The following is a 23,125-nucleotide window of genomic DNA, read 5'->3' as shown; positions in this document are numbered from 1 at the left end:
CCGACCGTGTTTTTCTGTCCCTGCGGCCCGTCAGCCCACCACCAGCGCGTCCTCCAGCGGGAGTTCACCCGCCAGGTCGCCGAGGACCAGTGCGGGGGCGCCCGCGCGGGCGGCGATCCGGTCCGCCAACCGGTGTGCGCCGTACGCGCCGTCGGCCGGGTCCTGTGCGGCGAGCGCCGCGAGTACGTCGTCGGGCACCTCGAAGCCCAGCGTCGTGAGCCGCCGTCGGGTCAGCCCGGCGAGACCCGCGCCGCTCCACGCGGGCAGGGGCAGGTAGTCGGCGAACACCCCGGCCAAGTCGGTACGGGTGCGCAGCAGTTCCCTCAGGCGCGGGGCGCTGCCCGAGAGGACCAGGACCACGCCATGGGGATCGCGCGCCGCCGTCTCCGCGGCCAACGCGTCGACGAGCGCGTCCTGTTCGGCGTCCGGGCGGGCCACGAAGGCGGGGTCGGCCTCCAACAACAGCAGACCGCCGGCCGCTCGGCGGAACACGTCGGCGAGGAACGCGCGCGGCTGCTCAGCCCACCGGGCCGGGACCTCCGCAAGCGACACCCGGGTGAGCGCGCCGGACGGGAGGATGCCGAGTTCCGCCAGGTCCCTGCCGTACGCGGCGGCCACGGCCCGTCGTCCGCTGCCCCGCGCGCCCTCCAGGACGACGTCCGCGAGCCCCGCGGTGCCCTGACCGAGCCTGACGAGGGTGTCCAGCCGCGCGATCAGTGCGTCGGTGACGGGGCCGAGACCGCTGAGGGCGGCCAAGTGGCGGACGGTAGGGGGCGGTACGGGTGTCTCGGGGGCCGGGGTGGCCGGCGGCGGGACGGGGCCGGCCTCGGGCGCAGGTGACGGTGGAGGTGTCGGCGCCTGGGGGGCCGGGGTGACGTCGGCGGCAGTGAGCAGACTCAGCTCGCTGTCGTGGCCCGGCGGCTGGATGGCCAGCCGCGACGCCTGGGCGCCGATCATCGACTCGAAGACCTGGCGGGCGACCCGGCCGTTGCCGAAGGTCGGTCCCTTGGGGACGGTCTCGAAGTAGCGGGAGAGCGCGTCCACGGTGTCGTCGGACAGCTCGTAGTAGTGCTTGGCACACAGGCCGCGGACGATGGTGACCAGTTCCTCCGGGGAGTAGTTGGGGAACTCGATCGTGCGGGCGAAACGGGACGCCATACCGGGGTTGGAGGCGAGGAACCGGTCCATGTGCTCGGAGTAGCCGGCCGCGATGACGACGATCTCGTCGCGGTGGTCCTCCATCATCTTCATCAGCGTCTCGACGGCCTCCTGCCCGAAGTCCGGCCCCGTGCCCCGGGACTGGTTCGTCAGGGTGTAGGCCTCGTCGATGAAGAGCACCCCGCCCAGCGCCCGGTTGACGACCTCCGCGGTCTTGATGGCGGTCCCGCCGATGATCTGGGCGACCAGGTCGGCGCGGGCCACCTCGACGATGTGGCCCTGGCTGAGGATGCCGAGTTCGGCCAGCACCGCGCCGTACAGCCGGGCCACGGTCGTCTTGCCGGTACCGGGCGGTCCCGCGAAGACGAGGTGGCGGCTCATCGGCGGCATCGGCAGGCCCATCTCGGTGCGCCGCTTGGTCACCTTGTTGAGGTTGATGAGCCCGGTGACCTCCAGCTTGACGCTCTCCAGACCGACCAGCGCCTCCAGTTCGGCCAGCGGCCCGGTCCCCGAACGGGCGATGTCGCCGCCGGCCGCGGGTCCCGGGCCCCCGGAACCACCCGACTCCCCGCCCGCAGCCGTGTCACTGCCGAGCCCCTCGTCCGCGCCGAAGCCCTCGCCGTTCGCGCCGAACCCGTCGCTCGCCCGGTCGGCCGGAGGGTCGCCGGCGTTGTCCTGGATCGCGCAGTTGCCCAGGTCGGTGCGGGCGTCGGCGTGGGCGTTGACGCCACGGCCGCGCGCGCCGGTCATCCGACACCCGACGGCGGTGAACGAACCACCCGCCAGGACCCGCACGGCGTCGCCCGGCGAACCGGTGAACTCGCAGTCGTGAGCGGTCAGTTCCGCGTCCTCGCCGACCACCGCACCGCACTCGCGCAGCACGGAGCCGGAGACGAACACGCTCGCGGACCCGCCCAGCCCCAGCCCCGTCCCCTGGCCCGCCCCTTGGCCCCTGCTCCGGTCTCCGCCGCTCATCGCGATCTCGGCGTCCCGCAGAGCCACCCGGGCGCCGCCCTCGGCCCGGACCCCGGCGCCCGAGGAACCGGTGACGGTGAGCCGTTCCAGTTCGGCGGTACCGGAGTCGGCGGCCTGCACGGCGGTGGTCCGGGCGTCCCGGACGACGAGCCCGGTGGCGGTGACGGTGGTCGCCGCGCCGGTGACATGCAGTCCCACCGGAGTGCCGGTGATCGCGCAGTCCTCCAGCCGCGGCCGGGCACCCCCGGTGACCTGGATACCGCTGCGGGCCGCACCGGTGACTGCGCAGCCGCGCAGGTGCGGTACTGCGCCGTCGGCGATGTGCACGGACTGCCCGCCCGAACCGGAGAACGCGCATTCGGTGAGCGTGATCTCGCCCCGGCTCGTCAGATACGCGTCCAGTGCGGTGCTGCCCGTCACGGTGACCCGTCGTAGGACGGCGCGCGCCTCCTGCTCGACGGCTACGGCGGGCTTGCCGCTGCCGGTGATCAGAGTGTCCTCGACGGTCGCCGAGGCGTTGCCGTTGACGCAGACGCCGTTGCCCCGGGGGCGGTCGAGACGGCAGTCCCGTACGTCGAGACGGCCGTGCTCTGCGACCACGACCGCCGAGGATCCGGCCTCGGTGACCTCGGTGTCGGCCAGTACGTTGTCGCCGCGCGAGGTGACCACCACCCCCGCGCCGTGCGGGTTGGTGACCCGGCAGCCGCGGGCGGCCAGGGTGCCCTCGTGCCAGGCCAGTACTGCCGTCCACGCTTCGCCTTCGATCCGGCACCCCTCCAGCGCCGACTGCCCGCGCCGCAGGTCGAGGACCGGGGCGTCGCGGTCGGCGCCCGACAGGACGAGCCCGGACAACTGGACCGCCTCTGCGTCAACGACCACCGTGCTCCCGGCGGACGCGTGCACCTGTACGGTCCCGGCACCGCCCTCCGCGGCCAGGGTCACGGGCCGGACGATCACCAGCGACTCCTCGTACCGGCCGGGGGCGACCGTGATCAGCGCCCCCTCCGCGGCCTCGGCCAGCGCCTGCGCGATCGTACGGTGGGCGCCCGGTCGGTCCGGGGAGACCAGCAAGACCTGCCTGCTCACGGCTTGGCTCCTTCTGTGCGGACCGCACGGGGGGTCACGATCAGTCCGGGCGGGTCGGCGCTCTCGGCCGCGGCATCGGCGCCGGTGCGTTCCAGGGCGTCCAGGATCTTCTCCAGTCCCTTGACGGCGATCTCGTCGAGCTTCGCCGGTACGTCACGCTGACCGCCTTGGCCGTTCCGGCCGCCGTGTGCGGTCTCCGACGGCGACAGCTCTCTCATCAGCACGGCGGAGCCCTCGGAGCGCAGCACCTTGAAGGCGGTGCCGGGCAGGAACAGCACCCGGTCGGGGACGGCGGGGTCCAGCGAACTGGTTCGCCGAGCGGTCATCGACCAGATCAACATGTCGGTCGCGCCGCTGCCGGACGGGCCCGGGTGCAACGACGTACGGGCATGGCAGAACGCCCACTCGGTGGCCAGCCTGCCCTCGCGGTACCAGGCACGTTCCGCCTCGCCGAGGCGGGTACGCAGCAGGGCGGGCCCCCGGTAGGACGGCAGCCTGCGCAGTCCCGCCGTCACACAGCGCGCCAGCGGCACGTGCGGTCCGGCCGTCGCCTCACGCACGACCGCGTCGGCCTGACGGCTGTCGCCGGACAAGTACAGGCGTACGGCGACCAGTTCGGTCAGCGCGTCCGCCACCTCCGTCCGGGATCCGCCGCGCAGGCCCGGTGACTCCGACATCACCCGCGAGACGGAACCGGCCACGGCGTTGTACTGCTCGCTGAGCGTCCGGCGCAGCCACTCCCGCTCCTGCGCGATACCCCGCTCCGGCGGCAGCGCGCAGGCCGCGGCCCGGGGCACGGGCTGCACCCGAACCCCTGCCCCGCCGACCGCACCACCGGCGACGGACGTGGTGCCGGGCTCCGGGCCGGTCCCCGTGGTCGCGACCTGGGGGTCCACAGCCACAGGAGCGCCGACGTCCTCGACCTCCGGGATCTCCGGCTCGGGCGCACCGGACTCCAGCCGAAACCGGGGAGCGACGGGCGGGGCGAGGCGCTGCGCGGGGGCGGGAGAAAGGGGGGGTGCAGGGGCGGAGTCGGGCTGTGGGATCGAAGGCGGGGCCGGAGTCGAGGCCAGGACCGGAGCCTCGGTCGGCATCGAGGTCGGGACAGGGCGAGGTGTCACCGGAGGCTCGGCTGCCGGGTCGGGCATGCGTGCAGAGTCGGTCGCCGGTGCCGGGGAAGGCGAAGGTGCAGGTGCAGGTGGCAGGGCGGAGTCGGGTGCCGGGTCCGGTACCGGTGTCGGGTCCGGGGTCTTGTTGCGGGGGGTGCGCCGGGCGTTTCGGATCGTGGGGGCTTCTTCGAGATCTGCCGCGCCGCTGGTGGTGGGCTCTGCGTCAGGGGACGGACCGGCGCCGTCGTTGCGGACGGTGGGCGCCTCCGAGAGGTCCGTGTCGTCGAGGTCGTCGGGGGTGGTGAGCGCCTTCGGGAGATCCGTCGCGCCTGTTTCCTCCTGCACCGGGCTCACGGTGTCCGGTGTCGAGGCGTTCCGCGACGCCGTCGTGGAAGCCCCGCTGTCGGGAGCGGGCGTGCCGGTGCCGGACTCCGTGCGGATGGGCGGCGGGGACGGTACGGGGGTGGGCGCACCGCCGCCGGGGGTGGCCGGATCGTCGGGGACTGGTCCTGGCGACGACACCGCGCCCGGTGTGACGGACCCGGAGGGCACGTAGGTGGACTCGGCCGGGACGGGCCGGCGGTCGGGCTCGGCGTAGGGCAGGACGTCGTACAGGGTGACCGGGTGGTTCAGGGCGTCGGCGAGGGTCTGGGCCGGTACGTGGCCGGCGGGGGTGTCGAGGCTGCCGTAGAGGACGAAACGTGCTGCGGGGCGGACGCCGGGGAGCACGGTGTTCCAGAAACGGGTCACGTCGTCGACGGAGAGCGGTGGGCTGCCGGGGCTGCCGAGGACGAGCAGGAAGAGGTGCGGGTCGGTGGGGGCGGCCTCGACCGCACGCTGGTGGTGGGCGGCCAGTGGGTCGTGGTCGGTGCGGCGCAGCCACACACCCGCCGGCACCGGCTGGGCGACGGTGTGGGCGCCGACGGGTCCGGTGCGGGTCGGCGCGGAGAACTCCCAGTGCGGTTTGGGGTAGCGCTGTGCCGCCGGCTCGGGGTCGAGGCCCGGCCGGAACCGCAGCCAGGCCGCGCCGCCGTCGCCCGGCACGAACAGTCCGCCGGTGAGGGTAGGGACGAGGTCGCCGTCGGGGGCGAGCACCTCGCGTTCCAGCCGTTCGGCCAGGAGACGGCAGGCGGTACGGATGTCGTCGCCGCTGCCCCGGCCGAAGACCAGGCGCGGGCTGCCGTACCGGGCGGACGACAGGAGCCGGGCCACCGCCTCCCACTCCGTGACGAGGGCGTTGGCGGGCAGGTCCACTACGACGAGGGTGTGGTGCGGGTCCTCGGCGATCCCGGCGGCGAACGCGGCGGCCCGGTCGTCGTATCGGCCCTTGGGATGGATGAGCAGAGCGTCGCCCACGGGTGTCGAGCGAAGGCGGAGCCGGGCCATCGGGTTCAGCCCTTCGCGGCGGCGGCGCGGCTGAGTACCGGACCGTCGGGGACGAGGGCGAGGACACCCGCCGGCAGCGTGAGCCGACGCTTGGTCTCGCCGAATCCGAGGGCCCGCGCAGCGTCGGTGTCGGCGACCCGGTACTTCAGACCCTGCTCGGTGATCAGGTACTCGGTCTGCCCGGCGTCCGGGACGGCCAGCACACCGCCGCCGGCCGGCAGTACGACTCCGCCGGTGCCGGGGGTGGCGACGGTGATCCGGGCCCGGCCGTCGGCGAGTTCCGTCATGCAGACGGTGCCGCCCTCCAGCGGGTGGACGCCGGTCAGGTCCGGCACCCGGCCGGTCGTGGCGTGCTCCGCCGATGCCGGGGCGACGGCGATGTCCGCCTGTCCGACCTCGCGTGCCGCCGGGGCACCGGGCCGGGCGGCGAGCAGGGCGTATTCGGTGGCGTTGACGAGGGCGAGCCCGTCGGACCGCATCACGTAGTAGTGCTCGGTGCCGCCCGTGGTGGTGCGGAAGACCTGGCCGACCTCGGTGCTCTGGCCGGCGACCTTGGCAGCCGCCTTCCCGGCACCGGACGGCACGGACGCGGCGAGCGCGGTGCCGGTGGGGACGGCGGCGAGCCAGTCGGCGGTCGCGGAGAGGGCCGTCTGGTCGTCCAGGCCGAGGGCGATCAGCGTCGGGGCGCCGGGGACCGGGTACTTGACGCCGCCCAGCAGCACGTACCGGGTGTTCCCGGGCCCGTCGAGCAGCACCTGGCGATCGGCGGGCAGCGCGGTGAGCGCGGCGGCGGAGCTTCCGAAGACGAGGCTCTGGCCCTTGTCGGAGGAGTCCTTCTCCTTTGTCCCCTTGACTCCCTCGGTCCCGGTGCCGTCCGCACCCTGCCCTGGCAGGCAGCGCGCCCATGCCCCGGTCGCCAGCGCGGAGACGGCCGGTACGGTGTCGGGCGCGCCCTGGATGCCGACGGGAATGCCGTGCGGGACCCCTGCCAGGGACTTGGCGGACACCGTCTCGGGCGCGGTCCGCTCCCCGGCGATGAGCAGCGCGGAGGCGTAGTTGCGGACGGGGCGCAACTCACCGTTGGCGTAGACGTAGCGGTTGCCGGTGTCCTCCTCCAGGACGATCGTCCCTTCCTTGCGCCAGTCGTCCTTCGTGGCGGGCGAGATCAGTCCGTACACCCCGTATCCGGCGCACAGCAGTACCACCAGGCCCACTCCGAAGACCGAGCCGAGCGCGGACCGCCGGGTGGGGCTGTCGCCCCGGCCGGGGTCGCCGCTGACGAGGGCGGAGGCGAGGCGCCCCATGGCGAACTGGTAGGCCTGCACATGATCGCGTCGTGTCTGCATGGGTGCCGCTCCTAGCCCGCGAGGCCGCGGAAGTAGGCGTACGCGTGCAGGACTTGGAGCAGCAGCGGCAGCAGGGCGACCGCCGCGACGATCTCCAGCAGGTCGCCGAGATGCCCCCACACGGGCAGCAGTCGGGCCCGCGGGAGCCGCCAGGCTCCGACGAGCAGCAGCAGCGCTGCGGCCAGGAGAGCCGCGAGGACGGCGGCCCGGCCGGCCGGGCCGGTGGGCGCGACCCGGACGATGAGGACGAGTCCCAGGCCGTAGGCGCCGGCCAGCACGGCGGGCACCCGCTGGAGGGTGCCGTTGGTGCCGCGTGCGCGGAGCAGGACGGCCAGGCTGAGGCAGAGGGGAAGCAGCCAGCCGGCCCAGCCGGCCTCACGGTCGGCGAGCAGCCAGAGGGCGACCGCCCACACCAGCGCGGAGGAGATGCCGATCGTGTCGAGGCAGGCGGTGGCGACGGTGACCCGGCCGGCCACCCGTTCGCCGGGCTCGGGCTCGATGTCGAGCTGGAGTTCCTCGGCGTCGTGCGGGAGCTGGGGCACGCGCAGTCGGGCGGTGCGCAGGGCCAGCCGGGGCGCAAGATGGCCGAGGACGAACAGGCCCACCGCGACCACCGAGGCGGCCTGGACACCGTGCAGACCGGCGGTCTCGGCGAGGCCCGCCCCCAGCGCGGCGGCGAGCGCCGTGAGCAGGACAGTGCCGGGGACGACCAGGGGCAGGGCACCCAGTGCGAGCAGCCCGCCGGCCAGGGCGACCACGCACCCGGCGGCCACGAGGACGCCTGTCGTGCCGGGGGCGAACCCGCCGGACGGGCCCTCGCGCAGGGTCGTCCCGGCCAGCGCGGCGAATCCGAACGCGCCGACGCCGGCGACCAGCACGGCCCCCGGGTCCGCGTGCATCCGGGCGGCGCTCGCGCAGCCCGTGGCCAGCACCAGCGCGATCGCACCGGCGGTCACCGCGGTGAGCGGGCCGGGCCCCGCTCCGAGCAGCGCGGCGGCGAGCGCGGCCAGGGCCAGGCAGGACAGGGCGAGGCCGAGGTTCCGGGTGAGTTCGGGGCGCCAGCGGCCGGGTCCGGCGCCGACGGTGTGGGCGACGCCGTCGGAGACGTCGTCGAAGTGCAGCGCGGGCAGTGCCGAGTCGGCCGGACGCAGGTGCAGGACGTCGCCATCGCGCAGCCCGGCGCTCTCGGGGGTGGCCTCGGGGTCGAGGGGGTCCTCGCCGAGCCGTTGCAGTGTCCAGGGGGTGCCCTGGGTGTCGGGGCCCGCGGCGGTATGGCGCAGCAGCAGCGGCAGAAGGGCGGAGACCGGGGTGGTGACGGGGACGGCGAGGTCGGCCCTGCCGTCCGGTGCCTCCACGGTGAGGCGGCAGACCTCGGCGGTCCGGGCGGGCAGGGGTACGGCGGTGGTCATCGTGCTCCTGTGGGGAGGGGGGCCGCCGACACCAGGCCGGTCTGGACGAGTTGGACGGCGCGGCGGGTGACGAGCTGGGCGCGGCCCGCAGGCAGGGTGCGGGGCTTGGCCTCGCCGATGAACTTGCCCTCCTCCTTGGGGTAGGAGAACAGCAGCGCGGGGTTGCCCAGCTCCCACATCCGGCGGATCAGCGGGTCCATGACGGACCGCATGGCGCCGGAGGTGGACCGGGCGACGACCATGTGCAGTCCGATGTGGGCGCCCTGCGCGAGCAGCGGCACCAACGGCATCATCGGTGAGGGGGTGCCTGGCGCGCCGGAGAAGAGGTCGTAGTCGTCGACGAGGACGAACAGCAGCGGACCGGTCCACCAGTCCCGCTTCTCCAGCTGCTCCGGGGAGACGTCCGGGCCGGGCTGTCGTTTGGCGACGGACACGGCGGCGCTGTCGGCGAGCTTGCCGAGCGCGTCGTTGTCGACGACGTATCCGACCCGGTACTCCTCGGGCACGTCCTTGAGCAGTCCGCGCCCGGGGTCGGCCAGCAGGATCCTGGCCTCCTCGGGCCGGTAGCGGGCGGTGATGGCGCGGATGGCCAGCCGCAGCGCATTGGTCTTGCCGGTCTCGCCGTCGCCGAAGACCAGCAGGTGCGGAGTGGCGCCGAAGTCGTGCCAGACGGGGGCGAGCCGCTGCTCGTCCCAGCCCACGCAGAACTTCAGGTCGCGGGTGTCGGCCGGGGCGGGCAGTCGGCGGGCGTCGAGCCTGGTCGGCAGCAGGCGCACGCCGGGGGCCCTGGGACCGGTCCAGAAGGTATCGATCTCGGCGACCGCGGCCTTGGTGGCGGCCGTCAGGTCGTCGGTGCGCGAGGAGCTGTCGAGCCGGGGCAGCGCGGCCAGGAAGTGGTGTCCGGAGCTGGTCAGACCGCGTCCCGGCCGGTGCGGGACACCGGCCGCCGCACGGGAGCCGACCTCCGACTCCATCGAGTCACCGAGCCGCAGTTCGAGCTTGGTGCCGAGCATGTCCCGCAGCCGGGGCCGTACTTCGGACCAGCGCACCGCGGAGGCGACCACGTGCAGCCCGAACGACAGGCCGCGCGCGGCGAGTTCCATGATCCGCTGCTCCAGGTCCTCGTAGTCCTGGCGGAGCGTGGCCCAGCCGTCGACCACCAGGAACACGTCTCCGAAGGGGTCGTCGATCGTGCCGTCCGCGCGCAGCGCCCGGTAGGCGGCCATCGACTCCAGGCCCCGGGAGGTGAACAACTGCTCGCGCTGTTCGAGGAGTTGGGTGAGTTCCTCGACGGTGCGCAGGACCCGGTCGCGTTCCAGCCGGGTGGCCACCGAGCCGACGTGCGGCAGTCCGGCGGTGGAGACCAGACCGCCGCCGCCGAAGTCGAGGCAGTAGAACTGGACTTCGGCGGGCGTGTGGGTCAGGGCCAGCGACAGCATCAGGGTGCGCAGCAGGGTGGACTTGCCGGTCTGCGGCGCGCCCACCAGACCGAGGTGACCGTCGGCGCCCGACAGATCGGCGATCAGCAGTTCACGCAGCTGCTCGAACGGACGGTCCACCATGCCCAACGGGACGCGCAGTGCGCCCTGGACGCGGCGGTCGGCGGCGCCCATGCCTCGGTCCGGGTCGGGCACGATGCCGGGCAACAACTGGTCCAGGCCGGGCGACTCGGACAGCGGGGAGAGCCAGACCTGCCTGGCGGGCGGGCCGCTGTCCTCCAGCCGCCCGACGAAGACCTCCAGAAGGCTGTCCTCGCCGCCCTCACCGCCGTCCTCCTCGGGTTCCGTGCCGGCGCCCTGGTCGCGCAGGGCCTCCTCGGCGATCGAGACCAGCCGGGCGGCCTCCTCCGCCTCACGGTCCGCGGCCGGCGCACCGTGCCGCTCCAGTCCGAAAGCGGTCACCTCACGGGCCGCGCCCGCTCGGCGCGCCGTCTCCTCCGGGCCGGCCGGCACGGGCGCCGCTCCGGAGACGTAGGCGGCCTTGAACCGGACCAGGTTGGTGGTGTCGACCTTGAGATAGCCGTTGCCCGGTGCGGACGGCAGTTCGTAGGCGCTGGAGGTGCCGATGACGCTGCGCGACTCCATCGAGGAGAAGGTGCGCAGGGCGAGCCGGTACGACAGGTGGCCCTCGACCCGGTGGATACGGGACTCGTCCAACCGCTGCGAGGCCAGCAGCAGATGCACGCCCAGGCTGCGTCCGAGCCGCCCGATGGAGACGAACAGCTCCACGAACTCCGGCTTGCTGGCGAGGAGTTCGGAGAACTCGTCGACGATGACCAACAGCGAGGGCAGTGGGGCCAGGGTGCTCGCCCCGGCGGCGCGCGCCTTCTCGTACTCGAAGAGCGAGGCGTATCCGGCCTCCCGCAGCAGTTCCTGGCGGCGGATCATCTCACCGTTGATGGAGTCCCGCATACGGTCGACGAGGTGGAGTTCGTCGGCGAGGTTGGTGATGACGGCCGAGGTGTGCGGGAGCCGGTCCATGTTGAGGAAGGTGGCGCCGCCCTTGAAGTCCACCAGGACCAGGTTCAGGATCTCGGAGGAGTGGGTGGCGGCCAGACCGGTGACGAGGGTGCGCAGCAGTTCGCTCTTGCCGGAGCCGGTGGCGCCGATCAGCAGTCCGTGCGGGCCCATACCGCCCTGCGCGGACTCCTTCAGGTCCAACTCGACGATCTCGCCGTCCTCGGTCACCCCGATCGGGACCTTGAGGCGGGCGTCCTGGGCCAGCCGAGGTCGCCACTTGGCCGCGACGTCGAAGGCGTGTACGTCACGGATGCCGAGCATGGTGGCCAGGTCGAAGTCGGACTCCAGGGGCCGGTCGACCAGGTCGACACCGCCGCCGGTGCGCATCGGGGCGAGGGTCCGGGCCAGTTGCTCGGCCTCGACGGGACCGAGCCGGTCGGCCCGGCCGCTGACGTCCTCGCTGCCGCTGGGGAACCCGACCTGGCCGTCGCGGACCGTGAGCCGCAGCACCTTGGGTCCGCCGGCCATCGCACCGGTGAGGTCGAGAAGCACCACCCCACGCACCCCGGCACCCAACAGCCTTGAGGTCGCGGGGAGTTGTACGCCCTGGGCGAGGATCACCGTGAACGGCTCGGCGACGCTGGGCGAGGAGGTGACGTCGTGGTCGGGACGGTCACGGACATCGGGCCCGAGCAGATCGAGGAGTTCGTCGTGGTCACCCGCAGCCAGCCGCACCGCACCGGCCGTGTCCTCCTCGGTCGGGTGGGCGTTGTGCGGCAGCCACTTGAGCCAGTCCCAGTCCGCGCGCGCGGCCTCGTCGCCCAGCACCGCGATCCGCAGTTCGTCCGGGGAGTGGAAGACCGCCAACTGCCCGAGCACCGCGCGGGCGAGAGCCACCGCCTCCTCGGTCCTGCCGGTGAACTCGACGCTGGTGAAGCGCTGAAGCGAGACGGGCACCGGCAGCAGGGGCACGGTCTGGTGGGCCTTGGTGAACCGGCGCAGCGAGATCGCGCACAGCGGTTCCAGGTCCTCCACCGGCTTGGTCTGCGGCGGCAGGAACTCCAGCGCGGCGCGGCGGGTCGCGAGACCGATGCGGACCCGGCCGAAGTCCTCGTGCCCGGGCCTGCGTTCCCACAGCCGGGTGCCGGTCGCGAGTGCCCACAGGTCGGACGCCTCGGGGTTGTCCCAGAGCAGCGCGGCCCGCTGGTCGTCGGCAGCCTGCCGGGCCTGTACCCGCTTCTGGGCTAGGTAGCGCAGATAGTCCCGGCGTTCGGCGCGCATCCGGCGGCGCCGTTCCGCGCCGGGCCTGCCGATCTGGGTCAGCGTCATGCTGATCATGGCGACGCCCATCATGCCGGTCATCATGTACATGGACGTTCCGCCGCTGCCGACCGAGAACATCAGCGCCATGGCTCCTGCGCCCAGGCCCATCGGCAGGTACGTCATCACCGAGCCGAAGTCGGCGGTGGCCGGTTCGCCGAGCACCGGGGGCTCGGCGAGTTCCACCTGGCCCTCCGGCATCGGGGGACCTTCGGCACGCGGCGAGCGCTTGGCGACGACGGTGCTCAACGTGCTCTCTTCTCTGCTTCTTCCGGTGTTCCCGCAGCGGGATCCGCGACTGGATCCGCGCGTGGAGATTAGGCAGAGGGACGCCCGCGCCCGCGCCGTACGGGCCGATGTCCGCCCTCGCGGGCAGCGAAGCCTGGCCGCAGGGGCAGCGTCGCCAAGTACACGCCAAGTCGGCCTTAAGGCCGACCGGTGATGATCGTCGCCCGCCCCTCCAGGGCGATGATCCACACCCGGAAGGAAAGCAAGAACGTTGGGGACGATCTCGATCGCAGTCCTTGCCAGTGACCCGATCACTGGTGAGGGGGCCGTCTGGTGCCTGCGCAGGTATCCGGATCTGACGGTACTGCCGCAGGAGGAACACCAGCACGCGGACGTGGCCCTCCTGATCACGCCGGACGTCACCGAGGACACCATGCTGCTCATGGAGTCGGTGACCGAGCGCTCAACCCGTCCCGGCATGGGGATCGTGCTGATCACCGGCCACATTGGCGAGGCCCACCTGCTGCGGGCGGTCCGGTACGGCCTGCGCAGTGTGATGTGGCGTCAGGACACCACGTACGACAAGGCCGTGGAGTCCGTGCGCGCGGTGGCCGAAGGCGGAGCGGCCCTGCCGCTCCCGGTGCAGGGGCAGCTCATCGACCACATCAAGGCGGTCCAGCGCGACGTGCTGGGGCCGCTGGGGCTGACCGCGTCCGGTCTGGAGACCCGTGAGGTCGATGTGCTGCGGCTGCTGGCCGAGGGGCTGGAGACGACGGAGATCGCCCAGAAGCTGAACTACTCCGAGCGCACCATCAAGAGCATCGTCAGCGTCATGATGAACCGCCTCGGCCTCCGCAACCGGACTCACGCGGTCGCCTACGCGCTGCGCTCGGGGACGCTGTAGTCGGTGGTGCTCGTGCGGAGCCTACCGAGCGGCCCGGTCCCCCGGCCCACAGGGGAAGAGTTTCCGGTCCTGCGGGGCAGAACCCGACTTCTCCCGGTGGGTACCCGCGACCGGCGAACCTAAAGTCGCCCGCCGGGGAACATCCAGTACGCAGACGGGCAGGCAGACATGGAGCACACAGCGGGGCAGCCGGAGACACCGGAGGAGCCGGCCCTCTGGGAACGGCCGCTGCCGTGGCTGCGGGAAACCGAGCCCGCCTCCGAGGCCGCGGACGAGTCTGCGGAGGAACCCGCGTCACCATCCGAGGACGGCTCCGCCCCGGACGGCGAGAACACTCCCGACGCCACACGTGCGCCCGCGACGGCTTCCGACCCCGCGCCGAGTACCAACGAGATCTCCTCCGCGCCGGGCACGTTGTTCCGGCCCAGGGCGAGGCGGTCGGACGCCCCGATGCCGGCCCCCGCTCCGGCGTCCCCGGCCGCATCCGAACCCGCCGCGTCCGGCGTGCTGTTCCGCCCCCGCGCGGCACCGTCGGCCGATCCCACGCCCGCGTCGGCATCGGCGGCCACCACTCCGGCCGAACCCGGTACCCAGGAAGCAGCGGTCGCTCCGGGCTCTCTGTTCCGCCCGCGCACGACAGGGTCGGGTCACTCCGGCGGGCAGAGCGAGACGGGCGCCGGAAACGCGCGGCCGGAACGGAGCGCGCGGGTCGTCGGTGTCGCGGTCGCCGGTTGTGCCCTGCTGGTTCTCGGCATCGGCAGCGCCGCGTTCATCGCCATGCCGGGCCACGACGACTCCGGTCCGCAGGCGGCGACCGTCGGCGACGGCGTCGTCCCCCAGCTCACGGCGGGTGGTTCGGAGGGGCCGACCGGCTCCCCGTCGAGCAGCGGCCGGCCGACCCACCGTACGAAGGGGTCGAAAACCGACACGGACAAGGGCCCGCACACCGAGGGAAGTTCGTCCCCGGAGGCGGATACCGCCCACCCCGGCAAGGCGTCCGACACCAAGGCGGCCCAGGCTGCCAGCACCGGCACCGGCAGCACGACGACGAAGACTCCGACACCGAAGCCCGCCGCTGCCGCCGCCCCCGGTGACGAGATCGTCGGTTACGGGTCCTCGAAGTGCATCGAGGTGAGCGCCCATTCCGGTGTGGACGGCTCCCCCCTGCGACTGTGGGGATGTGCCGCAAAGGCCTGGCAGAAGTGGGTCTTCAAGTCCGACGGCAGTGTCCGGTCCATGGGCCTGTGCCTGGACATCGCGAACGCATCGAAGTCCGACGGCGCAGCCATCCAACTGGCCACCTGCAACGGCGGCTGGGCCCAGCGATTCAACCTCAACAGCTCCCACGACCTGGTCAATACCGTGATCGGCAAGTGCGTGGACGCCAAGGACCAGGGCACGGGCAACGGCACCCGGCTCCAGCTGTGGAGCTGCGGCGGGACATCCAACCAGAAGTGGCACCTGGGCTGACCCCGGCCGCCGTCACGTCACCTCCGGGCGGGCCGCTCCTGCGAGGCGGCCCGCGCCGCCGCCGCCAGATGCCGCGAACCCCATCGCCGCGCCACGTCCTCGGCGCGGGCGAACTGCCGTAGCGCCTCGCCCTCGTCGCCCAGAAGCCGGTGCAACTCGCCCAGCGAGTGGGCGAACGGACGGGTGGCGAACGAGACGCTGGCGGCGCCGGCCAGCTGGTTGCGCAGGGGCAGCAGGAGCGGGATCAGTTCCAGCGCGGCGGTCATGTCGCCCAGCAGGACGGCCAGTTCGGCCCGGAGGGACAGGGCGATGCCGTACAAGTGGTCCGGGACGACGGGGACGACGGTCGGAGTGCGCCGGCCGAGCAGGTGGGCCTGCGCGCGCTCGCCCTGCCGGGCGAGGACGACACCGAGCGCGAGTTCGGCGATGGGCACGGATCCGGGCAGGAGAGTCCGCAGCAGCGGCTCGGCCTCCGCCGGGCGGCCCTGACCGAGCCGTACGGTGGTCAGTCCCATGACGTACACGAAGTCGCCGAACGGCGAACCGTGGTAGCGCAACCGCTCCCCTACCTCCGCGTAGCCGGCCTCGGACTCGGCGAACCGGCCCTCGACGTGGGCCAGCATGGCGAGGGTCAACAGGTTGATCGCCTCCGCCTCCACCAGTCGGTGCCGTCCGGCGATCGCCCGCCCCTCTCCTGTGTGACGGCGGACCTGCACGACGTCGTTGCGGGCTCCGGCCGCCATGGCCCCGGTGTGCTCGCGCACCCAGCTGTTGGCGGGCAGGTCGTGTGCGTATCCGAGGACGCGCAGCTCCGACGCGAGTGACGCGCGGCGGTCCGGGAACCCCTCCGGCTTCAGCACGGACGCCGCCGTCAGCGCGCAGGAGAGCAGCAACGGATCCCCGATCGCTCGGGCCACGACCAGCCGGCGATCGACCTCCGAACCCCGTTCCGCCCGCCCTTCACCGAGCGAGTCCTCCCCGCCCACCAGCGCCACACCGCCGTGCGCGGGCTGCGACCCGATGGCCTTCGTTCCGCTTTCGGCCCGTACGAAGGGCGCGCCGCCTGCCGCGTGCCGACGTCGGTCGTCCGCGGGGGCCGGCGGCAGGATGCCGAGGACAGCCGGGTCCAGGTCGGCGCGGGCCGTCAGCACGTCGACGAACCTGTCGACCGCCGCCGGGTCGGCGAGCCCCTGCGGCCCGCTCAGGGCCGACCCCGGCCCGCCCCACACGCCGCGCGCCCCCGCGACCAGTTCGTCGTGTCCGACTCCCTCGGCCGCCTCCAGAGCGCGCTGCCTCGTGTGTCGTGCGGCCACGATCGCTCCGGCCCGTATCTCGGCCCGCAGCAAGCGGCCGAGCAGCGCGACCAGCCGTCCGGAGCGGCCGTTGAGCGTGGCGTCGTCCGCGTCGGCGGGGACCAGGGCGAAGGACTCGATGGCCTGTGTGAGCAGTTGGACCGCGGTGTCATGGGCGTACCGCCGCTCGGCCTGGTCGGCGGCGCCCAGCGAGTATGCGACGGCGAGCGACGCGGTCTGCGGGCTCGCGGCGCGGGCGAAGTGGTGCGCGAGGGCGGCCAGGTCGTCCGGACGGCGCCTCCGCAGCACCTCCGCGAGCCGGGCGTGCAGACGGGCCCTGCGCACGCCGACGAGATCGGTGTAGAGGGTGTCGCGGACCAACACGTGCGCGAACCGGACCACGCCGGGCGCCGGTTCGGTCAGCAGTCCGGCCACCACACCCGCCTCGACGGCGTCGAGTACGGCGTGCTCGTCGTACCGGACGGGGTCCGCTGCCTCGACGAGCACACAGATCTCGATCTCGCGGCCCACCACGGAGGCCAGTTGGAGGACGGCCAGCGCGCCCTCGGGAAGCTGCCGCAGCCGACGCCGCAGCACATCGCGCACGCCCGCCGGCACCTCGGAGACCGCCACCAGGGCACCCTCGCTGGCGAGCAGCCGCGCGCTCTCCCGGACGTAGAAGGGGTTGCCGTCGGTCCGGTCGGCGAGCGCGCCCACGGTCGCCGCGTCGACCTGCTTCCCGCACACCGCCCTGACCAGAGCGTCCACATCGGACAACGGCAACCCGCCGAGCGCCAGCCGGTACGGGGAGCGGTGGGCGAGTTCGGCGAGCGTCTTCGCCAGCCGGTCCCCCGCGTCGGCCGGGCGGTATGCCGCGATCGCCAGCACCGGCGATCCGACCAGTTCCGCGGTCCTTTCCAGCAGGGCCAGCGTCTCACCGTCCGCCCGATGCAGATCGTCCACAACCACGGCGAGGGGCGCATCTCCGGCGGCCTCGCGCAGCCATGTGCCGAACGCCCGGTGCAGCCGGAACCGCCCGCCGGACGCTCTGTCACCCCGCCCCTGGAATCCCGCCGCCACGCCCTCGCGGTTCCCGTCTCCGCTCTCTCCCCCTCCCCCGTAGCCGGCCTCCTGGAGCAGGGCGCCGAGCGCGTCCGGATCGGTGGGAGGGGTCCGGCGGGCGAGCCCGCCGAGCGCCTCCACCCAGGCCCATGCGGACGGGGCTCCGTCGAACTCGGGGCAGCGTCCGACCACCACGGTCCAGCCCTGCTCCTGCAACCGTTGCCGGTACCGGCAGAGCAGCGCCGATTTGCCGGCCCCGGCCTCCCCGGTCACCAGGACCACGCCGCCACCCCGCCGGGCGTCGCGCGCCACCTCCTCCAATGCCAGCAGTTCGTCGTCCCGGCCCACGAACATGTCGTCGTCCGGCAGGGCGACGCCCACGGTGTCCCGGGCGCCCCCGAACGGCACACGCTGTCCGGCCCCCGATGCCCAAGTCCCCTGCGCGGCCCCCGGTTCCGAAGCCTCCGGTTCCGCCGGTACCGCCGCGCGCAGGAACTCCGTCCGCCCCGCCAGCACGGCCCTCTCCACCTCGGCCAGGGCATCACCGAAGCCCAGGCCGAGTTCGTCGGCCATCACGCCGGACGCCCTCCGCAGCTCGGCCACCGCGTCGGAGCGGCGTCCACTGGCCCACAGGCCGAGGGCCAGCAGCCGCCAGCCCTCCTCCCGCAGCGGATGCTCCCGTACGAGCGCCTCGGCCGCCGGCACCGCCTCCCGCGCGGCCCCCGTGGCCAGGGCGGCCGCGATCGCCATCTCCCTCGCCGTCAGGTGCAGTTCACCCAGCCGGGCGGCTTCGGCCGACGCCCACTCCTCGTCCGCCCACTCGCCGTACGCCGCTCCGTGCCACCACCCGAGGGCCTCCTCCAACAGGCGCCGGGCCTCGGCCCGCGGTGCCGTACGCGCCCGCCGTACCACCGCCTCGAACCGCCAGGCGTCGACCGCGTCCTCGGGCAGCCGCACGGCATACCCGGGCGGGGCGCTGACCAGGACACGAGCCGGGGTGCGGGGCGCCCGGCCGGGTTCGAGTACACGACGGAGATTCGACACGTAGACATGCAGGGATGCCGCCGCCTTCTCCGGGGGCCGTTCCCGCCACAAGCGGTCGATGAGTCCGTCGACGGACACCACACGGCCTCGGTCGGCCAGCAGGAGGGCGAGGACCGCCCGCTGCCGGGGACCTCCCAGGTTGACCGGCGCACCATCGATGTCCGCGCCGATGGAGCCCAGGACCTTAACGTTGAGCATGACCCGTCAATCTACAGCGCGGCCCCGTTGCCTTCGGCGGAGCTCCGTCGCGTGTCAGAGGGCGATGCCACGACAGCACAGGAAGGATCTGCATCCCTGACATCCCGGCCCGCGACGGCGCGCCGACGCCAACCTGCTTTCCCGGACTGGGGAGTTGGCCGCTCCGTCAGGACTCAGATCTCGGTCGAGCAGTTACCCGATCCGGCAACTCGCCGTCGACCGCGCGGAGTTCAGCACACGCCTGATGCTCCGCCGGGCGGCGACCGCCAAACCTCACCCGACCGACCCCCGTATCTGCATCTGCTTCAGCACATCGGTGACGGCCTTGATGTCGTCGAAGGTCAGCCCCGCCCGAAGCGACCGCGGCCCTCGGCTTCCACACCCGTGCCCCTCCGACTCGCCTCACATCCCGGGCGGCTGCTATTCGCCGCCGAAGCGAGTGCCGTGGCACGGAGTTCGACGGATTTGCCGGTTGCCGGCCGTGGGGCACATTCCGGGGCCCGCAGACGACGTCACGTGCTGGTCGGGGCGGCGCCCGCCGGCCGTATGGAGGAGATCCCGAGGCGGTAGGTGGCCGCCGTGTCGGGGCCGGCGCCGGCTCATGGGGTCGCCAGTTCGGCGCGGATCTGGGGCAGCACCTTCGTGCCGAGCAGTTCGATGCCGAGCAGTCCGTGCAGGTGGAGGATGCGGTCGGCGATCTCGTCGGGGCTGCCGACGAAGACCGTGCCACCGGGTTGGAGAGCCGCGGCGCGGTCGGCACGTGACGGGGCGGGACGGCCCGCTTCGGCTGAGCCTTCGACCATCATGCGGTGCTCGTGCTCCAGAAAGGTCGACCGGGCCCAGGTGCCGGACTCGGCGACGAACCCCGTGCAGGGAGACCGTGTGCCCCTCGCCCGGGGCCTCATAAACGAAGTCGCCCGCCGTCGCCGTCCAAGGCCGCTCCAGGTAGCCCCACTTGCCGGAGATCGTGTACGCGAACACCTCGTGCGGGTGGTGGTGCCGGTTCACGAGCCCTGCCTCCTTTGCCCGCAGGATGTCGGCCCAGCTGTTTTCCGGCCGTCGTGCTGCTCGTCGTGTTCAACTACGCGCCGCTCTTCGGCCTCATCACGGCCGTCCAGTACTACGACCCCCTCGTCGGCGTCTGGCACAGCCCGTGGTCCGGGCTGGACCAGTTCACCACCCTCCTCCAAGACCCCTTGTTCTGGAGGGCGTTGCAGAACACGCTCTACCTCAGCCTCGTCCAGCTGATCCTCTTCTTCCCGATCCCGATCGTCCTCGCCCTGCTGCTCAACACCGTGCTCAGCGAGCGACTGCGCAACCTCATCCAGTCGATCGTCTACCTCCCCCACTTCTTGTCGTGGGTCCTGACGATCACGGTCTTCCAGCAGATGCTCGGCGGGGCGGGCGTGCTCAACCAGTTCCTGCGGCAGCACGATGCCGGCACCTGGGACATCATGACCAATTCGCACACGTTCGCCCTGCTGGTCACCTTCCAGGCGGTCTGGAAGGAGGCGGGCTGGGGCATCATCGTCTTCCTCGCCGCACTCGCTGCGATCGACACCCACCTGTACGAGGCCGCCGCTGTGGACGGCGCCGGCCGCTGGCGCCGCATGTGGCACATCACGCTGCCCGGGATGCGCGGGGTGATCGTACTGATGCTGGTACTGCGCCTGGGCAACGCGCTCACCGTGGGCTTCGAGCAACTCCTGCTCCAACGCGCGGCCGTGGGCCACAACACGGCCGACGTGCTGGACACCTTCTCCTTCTACTACGGCATCGCCACCAACAACTACAGCTACGGAGCTGCCGCGGGACTCTTCAAGAGCGTCATCTCGCTGCTGCTGATCTGGGGCGCGAACAAACTCGCGCACGTCTTCGGAGAGGACGGGTTGTACCGCAGATGACCACTGCCGTTCCGCTACGGCACCCCCGCAGCGACAAACGCCCGGCCTGGGAAGAACAACCGACGGCCGCCACCTCCACAGGCAAGAGCGCAGCCCTCACCCTGGTCACCGCGGTCGTACTCGTACCGCTGTGGATCATCGTGGTCACCAGCTTCTCCACCCAGGCCGCCATCAACCGGGCCGGCGGCCTGGTCGTCTGGCCCGACGGGCTCACCGCCTCCGCCTACCGCGAGATGCTCGCCGACCCCACCATGCGTACCGCCGTGCTGGTCAGCCTCGGCATCACACTGGTAGGCACAGCCATCTCGATGGCGGTCTCCGTCCTGTGCGCCTACGGACTGTCCCGCGCCCGCTCTTACGCACACCGACCGATCCTGACGCTGCTGGTCATCACCATGTTCGTCAGCGGCGGCCTGATCCCCACCTTCCTGGTGGTCACCGGTCTGGGCGGCTACGGCCGGTACTGGGCCCTCATCCTGCCCAGCGCGGTGTCGGTCTTCAACATTCTTGTGCTGCGCTCCTTCTACGCCGGCACGTCGGCTGAACTCATCGACGCCGCCCGGATGGACGGAGCCGGCGACTGGCGGACCCTGTGGTCGGTGGTCCTGCCGACCTCCTGTGCCGTCACCGCGGTCATCACGCTCTTCTACGCCGTCGGCTACTGGAACGCCTTCTTCAACGTCATGCTCTACATGCCGACGGAGAGCCAGAAGTGGCCGTTGCAGTATGTGCTGCTGACCTACCTGAACCGCGGCAACGGGCTGCCGGGCTCCGTCAACAGCGGCTTCGGCAACACCCACGCCGAGACCGCTCCGCTGTCCTTGCAGATGGCCGTGGTCGTTCTCACTCTCGTCCCCCTGCTCGTCGTCTACCCGTTCATGCAGAAGCACTTCAGGACCGGTGTGCTCACCGGAGCGATCAAGGGGTGACGGTTTCAGCGGCGGCCGCGCCAGGAGCAGGCCGCCGTTCCCCCGACCGGTACGGGAAGGCTGAGCACCGCGCCGGAGGTGGCGGTCGGGTTCTTCACCCCGTACCGGGCCGTGGTGACGTAGAGGCGGTTGTCGCTGGGATGCAGGCACACCGAAGTGGGGTGTGGTGCGGGGACGGTCACGGTGTGGAGCAGGCGGCCATCGGGATAGTACCTACGCACCGTGCCCGCGCCCCACATCGCAACCCACAAGCAGCCTTCGGCATCGACGGTCATTCCGTCCGGGCTGCCTTCGCCGTCGCGCAGTTGGACAAAGGTCTCCAGGCCGCCGACGAGGTAGCCGGAGACGGGGTCGACGCGGCAACGGAAGACAGTGCCCACGGCCGTGTCGGCGAGGTACATGATCGTCCCGTCGGCGGTGAACGCGGGTCCATTTGCGATGGTCAGGCCGTCGAGAACGCGTACGACCGATCCGTCGGGGTCGGTCCGGTAGAGCGAGCCCGCGCCCTGGGTGCCGTCGTAGGCCATGCTGCCCGCCCAGAAGCGGCCGGCGGGGTCGGCGACGCCGTCATTCATCCGGCTGGGGACCGAGGTACGGTCCTCGGGCCGGTCCAGCCATTCGAGTGTGCCGTCAGGCGTGAGCAGTGCGATGCCGGTGTCCGCGGCGGCGATCCATGCTCCCGGACGGTCGCCGACCGGCGCGACGGCTCCCAACGGCTCGTCGAGCCGGGCCAGTTGGCGCACGGCCGCCGGTTCGGTGTCGTCGCGCAATTCGAAGAGCCGACCGCTGAGGATGTCGACGTACACGTACCGGTCGTCGACCCAGCGACCGCCCTCGGCGAGTTCGTACGCTCCGTCTACGACGATCGCCGCCGGTGCTGACGTAGATGTCATGATCAGTTCTCCAGGTCAGCGAATGGTCGTGCCCTCGGGCTGGTCGAACAGGCCGAGTTCGTCCCGTGTCGGCAGGCCCTCCCAGTCGCCCCGGGTGGCGACGGCGAAGGCCGCGGTCGTGACGGCCCGGTACAGACGGGCGGGGATGTCCGCGCCGTGGAGGTGTCCGGACAGGTATCCCGCCACGAAGGCGTCGCCCGCACCGACCAGGTCGACCGCGCCGACCTCTCGCGCCGGGCAGTCGATCGCCCCGTCGGTGGTGAAAGCGGTCGCACCACGTGCGCCGCGTTTGATGACCACCTCGGTCACGCCGGCGGCCAGGATGCGTTGCACGGCCTCGGCCTCACCCGCTCCGGGCGATTCCAGCATCAGCGGCAGCTCGTCCTCGGAGGCGATGAGCAGGTCGGTGTGGGCCAGCAGCGGCCGGAGCGTCGCGCGGGCGCGGTCCGAAGTCCACAGCCGGGAGCGGTAGTTGACGTCGAGGCATACGGCGATGCCCGCGCTGCGGGCGGCCGTGACGGCGGCCAGGGCGCTCTCGGCCGCCGACTCGCTGAGTGCCGGTGTGATGCCGGTCAGATGCAGGACGCGGGGTCCCGAGGCCAGCGCGGGCAGGACGTCGGCCGGCGAGAGGGCCGAGCCCGCGGAACCCGCGCGGTAGTAGCTGACGCGCGTGAGTGTGCCCAGGCGGGGTTCGGTCAGCAGCAGTCCCGTGGGCCGGCCGGTGTCGTCGGTGACGGCGTGGTCGGTGTCGACGCCTTCGGCGCGCAGCGTGCGCAGGACCAGCGCGCCGAGTTCGTCCGTGCCGACCCGGCCGACCCAGCGCACCCGGTGCCCGAGCCGGGCGAGGCCGATGGCGACGTTGGACTCGGCTCCCGCTACGGACAGGCCGAGGCTGCCGCCGAGCCGCAGGGCGCTGTGGGCGCGCAGCGCCGCCATCGTCTCGCCGAAAGTCA

At 72.6% G+C, this 23,125-nt stretch carries 13 protein-coding genes; 4 read left to right on the top strand and 9 right to left on the bottom strand.

From position 1 onward, the window contains the following. Positions 1-30 precede the first annotated feature (30 nt). From ACFXC1_RS38060 to eccCa, 5 genes are read right to left on the bottom strand one after another with little or no spacing between them, the layout of a single operon-like run. Positions 31-3,219 (bottom strand): right-handed parallel beta-helix repeat-containing protein, encoded by a 3,189-nt coding sequence (locus tag ACFXC1_RS38060; protein WP_381251646.1) that lies wholly within the window; start codon positions 3,217-3,219, stop codon positions 31-33. Then, complete coding sequence (locus ACFXC1_RS38055) at positions 3,216-5,684, bottom strand: hypothetical protein (RefSeq protein WP_381251644.1); 2,469 nt, start codon at positions 5,682-5,684, stop codon at positions 3,216-3,218. The genes ACFXC1_RS38060 and ACFXC1_RS38055 overlap by 4 nt, the downstream gene beginning before the upstream one ends. 35 nt (positions 5,685-5,719) lie before the next feature. After that, a complete protein-coding gene (gene eccB / locus ACFXC1_RS38050; RefSeq protein ID WP_381251643.1) occupies positions 5,720-7,060 on the bottom strand; it encodes a type VII secretion protein EccB in 1,341 nt (446 codons plus the stop codon). Between the two features lie 11 nt (positions 7,061-7,071). Further along, entirely contained in the window at positions 7,072-8,469 is a 1,398-nt protein-coding gene (gene eccD / locus ACFXC1_RS38045) for a type VII secretion integral membrane protein EccD (RefSeq protein WP_381251641.1), read from the bottom strand. Continuing rightward, positions 8,466-12,497 (bottom strand): type VII secretion protein EccCa, encoded by a 4,032-nt coding sequence (gene eccCa, locus ACFXC1_RS38040; protein ID WP_381251639.1) that lies wholly within the window; start codon positions 12,495-12,497, stop codon positions 8,466-8,468. Before eccCa ends, eccD begins: the two co-directional genes overlap by 4 nt. A gap of 250 nt (positions 12,498-12,747) precedes the next feature. Here eccCa and ACFXC1_RS38035 point away from each other — a divergent pair, with 250 nt between their 5' ends. Next, the gene (locus ACFXC1_RS38035) at positions 12,748-13,380 is read left to right on the top strand and encodes a response regulator transcription factor (protein WP_381251637.1); all 633 of its coding nucleotides are present in this window, start codon (positions 12,748-12,750) and stop codon (positions 13,378-13,380) included. A gap of 168 nt (positions 13,381-13,548) precedes the next feature. Continuing rightward, on the top strand, positions 13,549-14,850 hold the full coding sequence (locus tag ACFXC1_RS38030; protein ID WP_381251636.1) for a ricin-type beta-trefoil lectin domain protein: 1,302 nt from the start codon (positions 13,549-13,551) through the stop codon (positions 14,848-14,850). A gap of 17 nt (positions 14,851-14,867) precedes the next feature. On the opposite strand, the gene ACFXC1_RS38025 is transcribed toward ACFXC1_RS38030, so the two are convergent. Together ACFXC1_RS38025 and ACFXC1_RS38020 are read right to left on the bottom strand one after the other, a co-directional pair. Beyond that, on the bottom strand, positions 14,868-18,446 hold the full coding sequence (locus ACFXC1_RS38025; RefSeq protein ID WP_381251634.1) for a BTAD domain-containing putative transcriptional regulator: 3,579 nt from the start codon (positions 18,444-18,446) through the stop codon (positions 14,868-14,870). Between the two features lie 599 nt (positions 18,447-19,045). Next, on the bottom strand, positions 19,046-19,252 hold the full coding sequence (locus ACFXC1_RS38020; RefSeq protein ID WP_381251632.1) for a hypothetical protein: 207 nt from the start codon (positions 19,250-19,252) through the stop codon (positions 19,046-19,048). Between the two features lie 9 nt (positions 19,253-19,261). Here ACFXC1_RS38020 and ACFXC1_RS38015 point away from each other — a divergent pair, with 9 nt between their 5' ends. Both ACFXC1_RS38015 and ACFXC1_RS38010 read left to right on the top strand, forming a co-directional pair. Then, on the top strand, positions 19,262-20,350 hold the full coding sequence (locus ACFXC1_RS38015; RefSeq protein WP_381251822.1) for an ABC transporter permease: 1,089 nt from the start codon (positions 19,262-19,264) through the stop codon (positions 20,348-20,350). Next, positions 20,347-21,279, top strand: a complete 933-nt coding sequence (locus ACFXC1_RS38010) for a carbohydrate ABC transporter permease (RefSeq protein ID WP_381251630.1) — start codon at positions 20,347-20,349, stop codon at positions 21,277-21,279. Before ACFXC1_RS38015 ends, ACFXC1_RS38010 begins: the two co-directional genes overlap by 4 nt. Before the next feature lie 5 nt (positions 21,280-21,284). On the opposite strand, the gene ACFXC1_RS38005 is transcribed toward ACFXC1_RS38010, so the two are convergent. Further along, positions 21,285-22,172 carry an SMP-30/gluconolactonase/LRE family protein gene (locus tag ACFXC1_RS38005; protein WP_381251628.1) on the bottom strand — a complete coding sequence of 296 codons (888 nt, stop codon included), beginning with the start codon at positions 22,170-22,172 and terminating at the stop codon, positions 21,285-21,287. A gap of 15 nt (positions 22,173-22,187) precedes the next feature. Continuing rightward, positions 22,188-23,108, bottom strand: a complete 921-nt coding sequence (locus ACFXC1_RS38000; protein WP_381251820.1) for a sugar kinase — start codon at positions 23,106-23,108, stop codon at positions 22,188-22,190. Positions 23,109-23,125: the final 17 nt, after the last annotated feature.

The organism is Streptomyces hokutonensis, from assembly GCF_042751305.1.
Lineage (GTDB): Bacteria > Actinomycetota > Actinomycetes > Streptomycetales > Streptomycetaceae > Streptomyces > Streptomyces hokutonensis_A.
The sequence above is the reverse complement of the archived record's forward strand: the minus strand, read 5'-3'. Positions and strand labels throughout refer to the sequence as shown.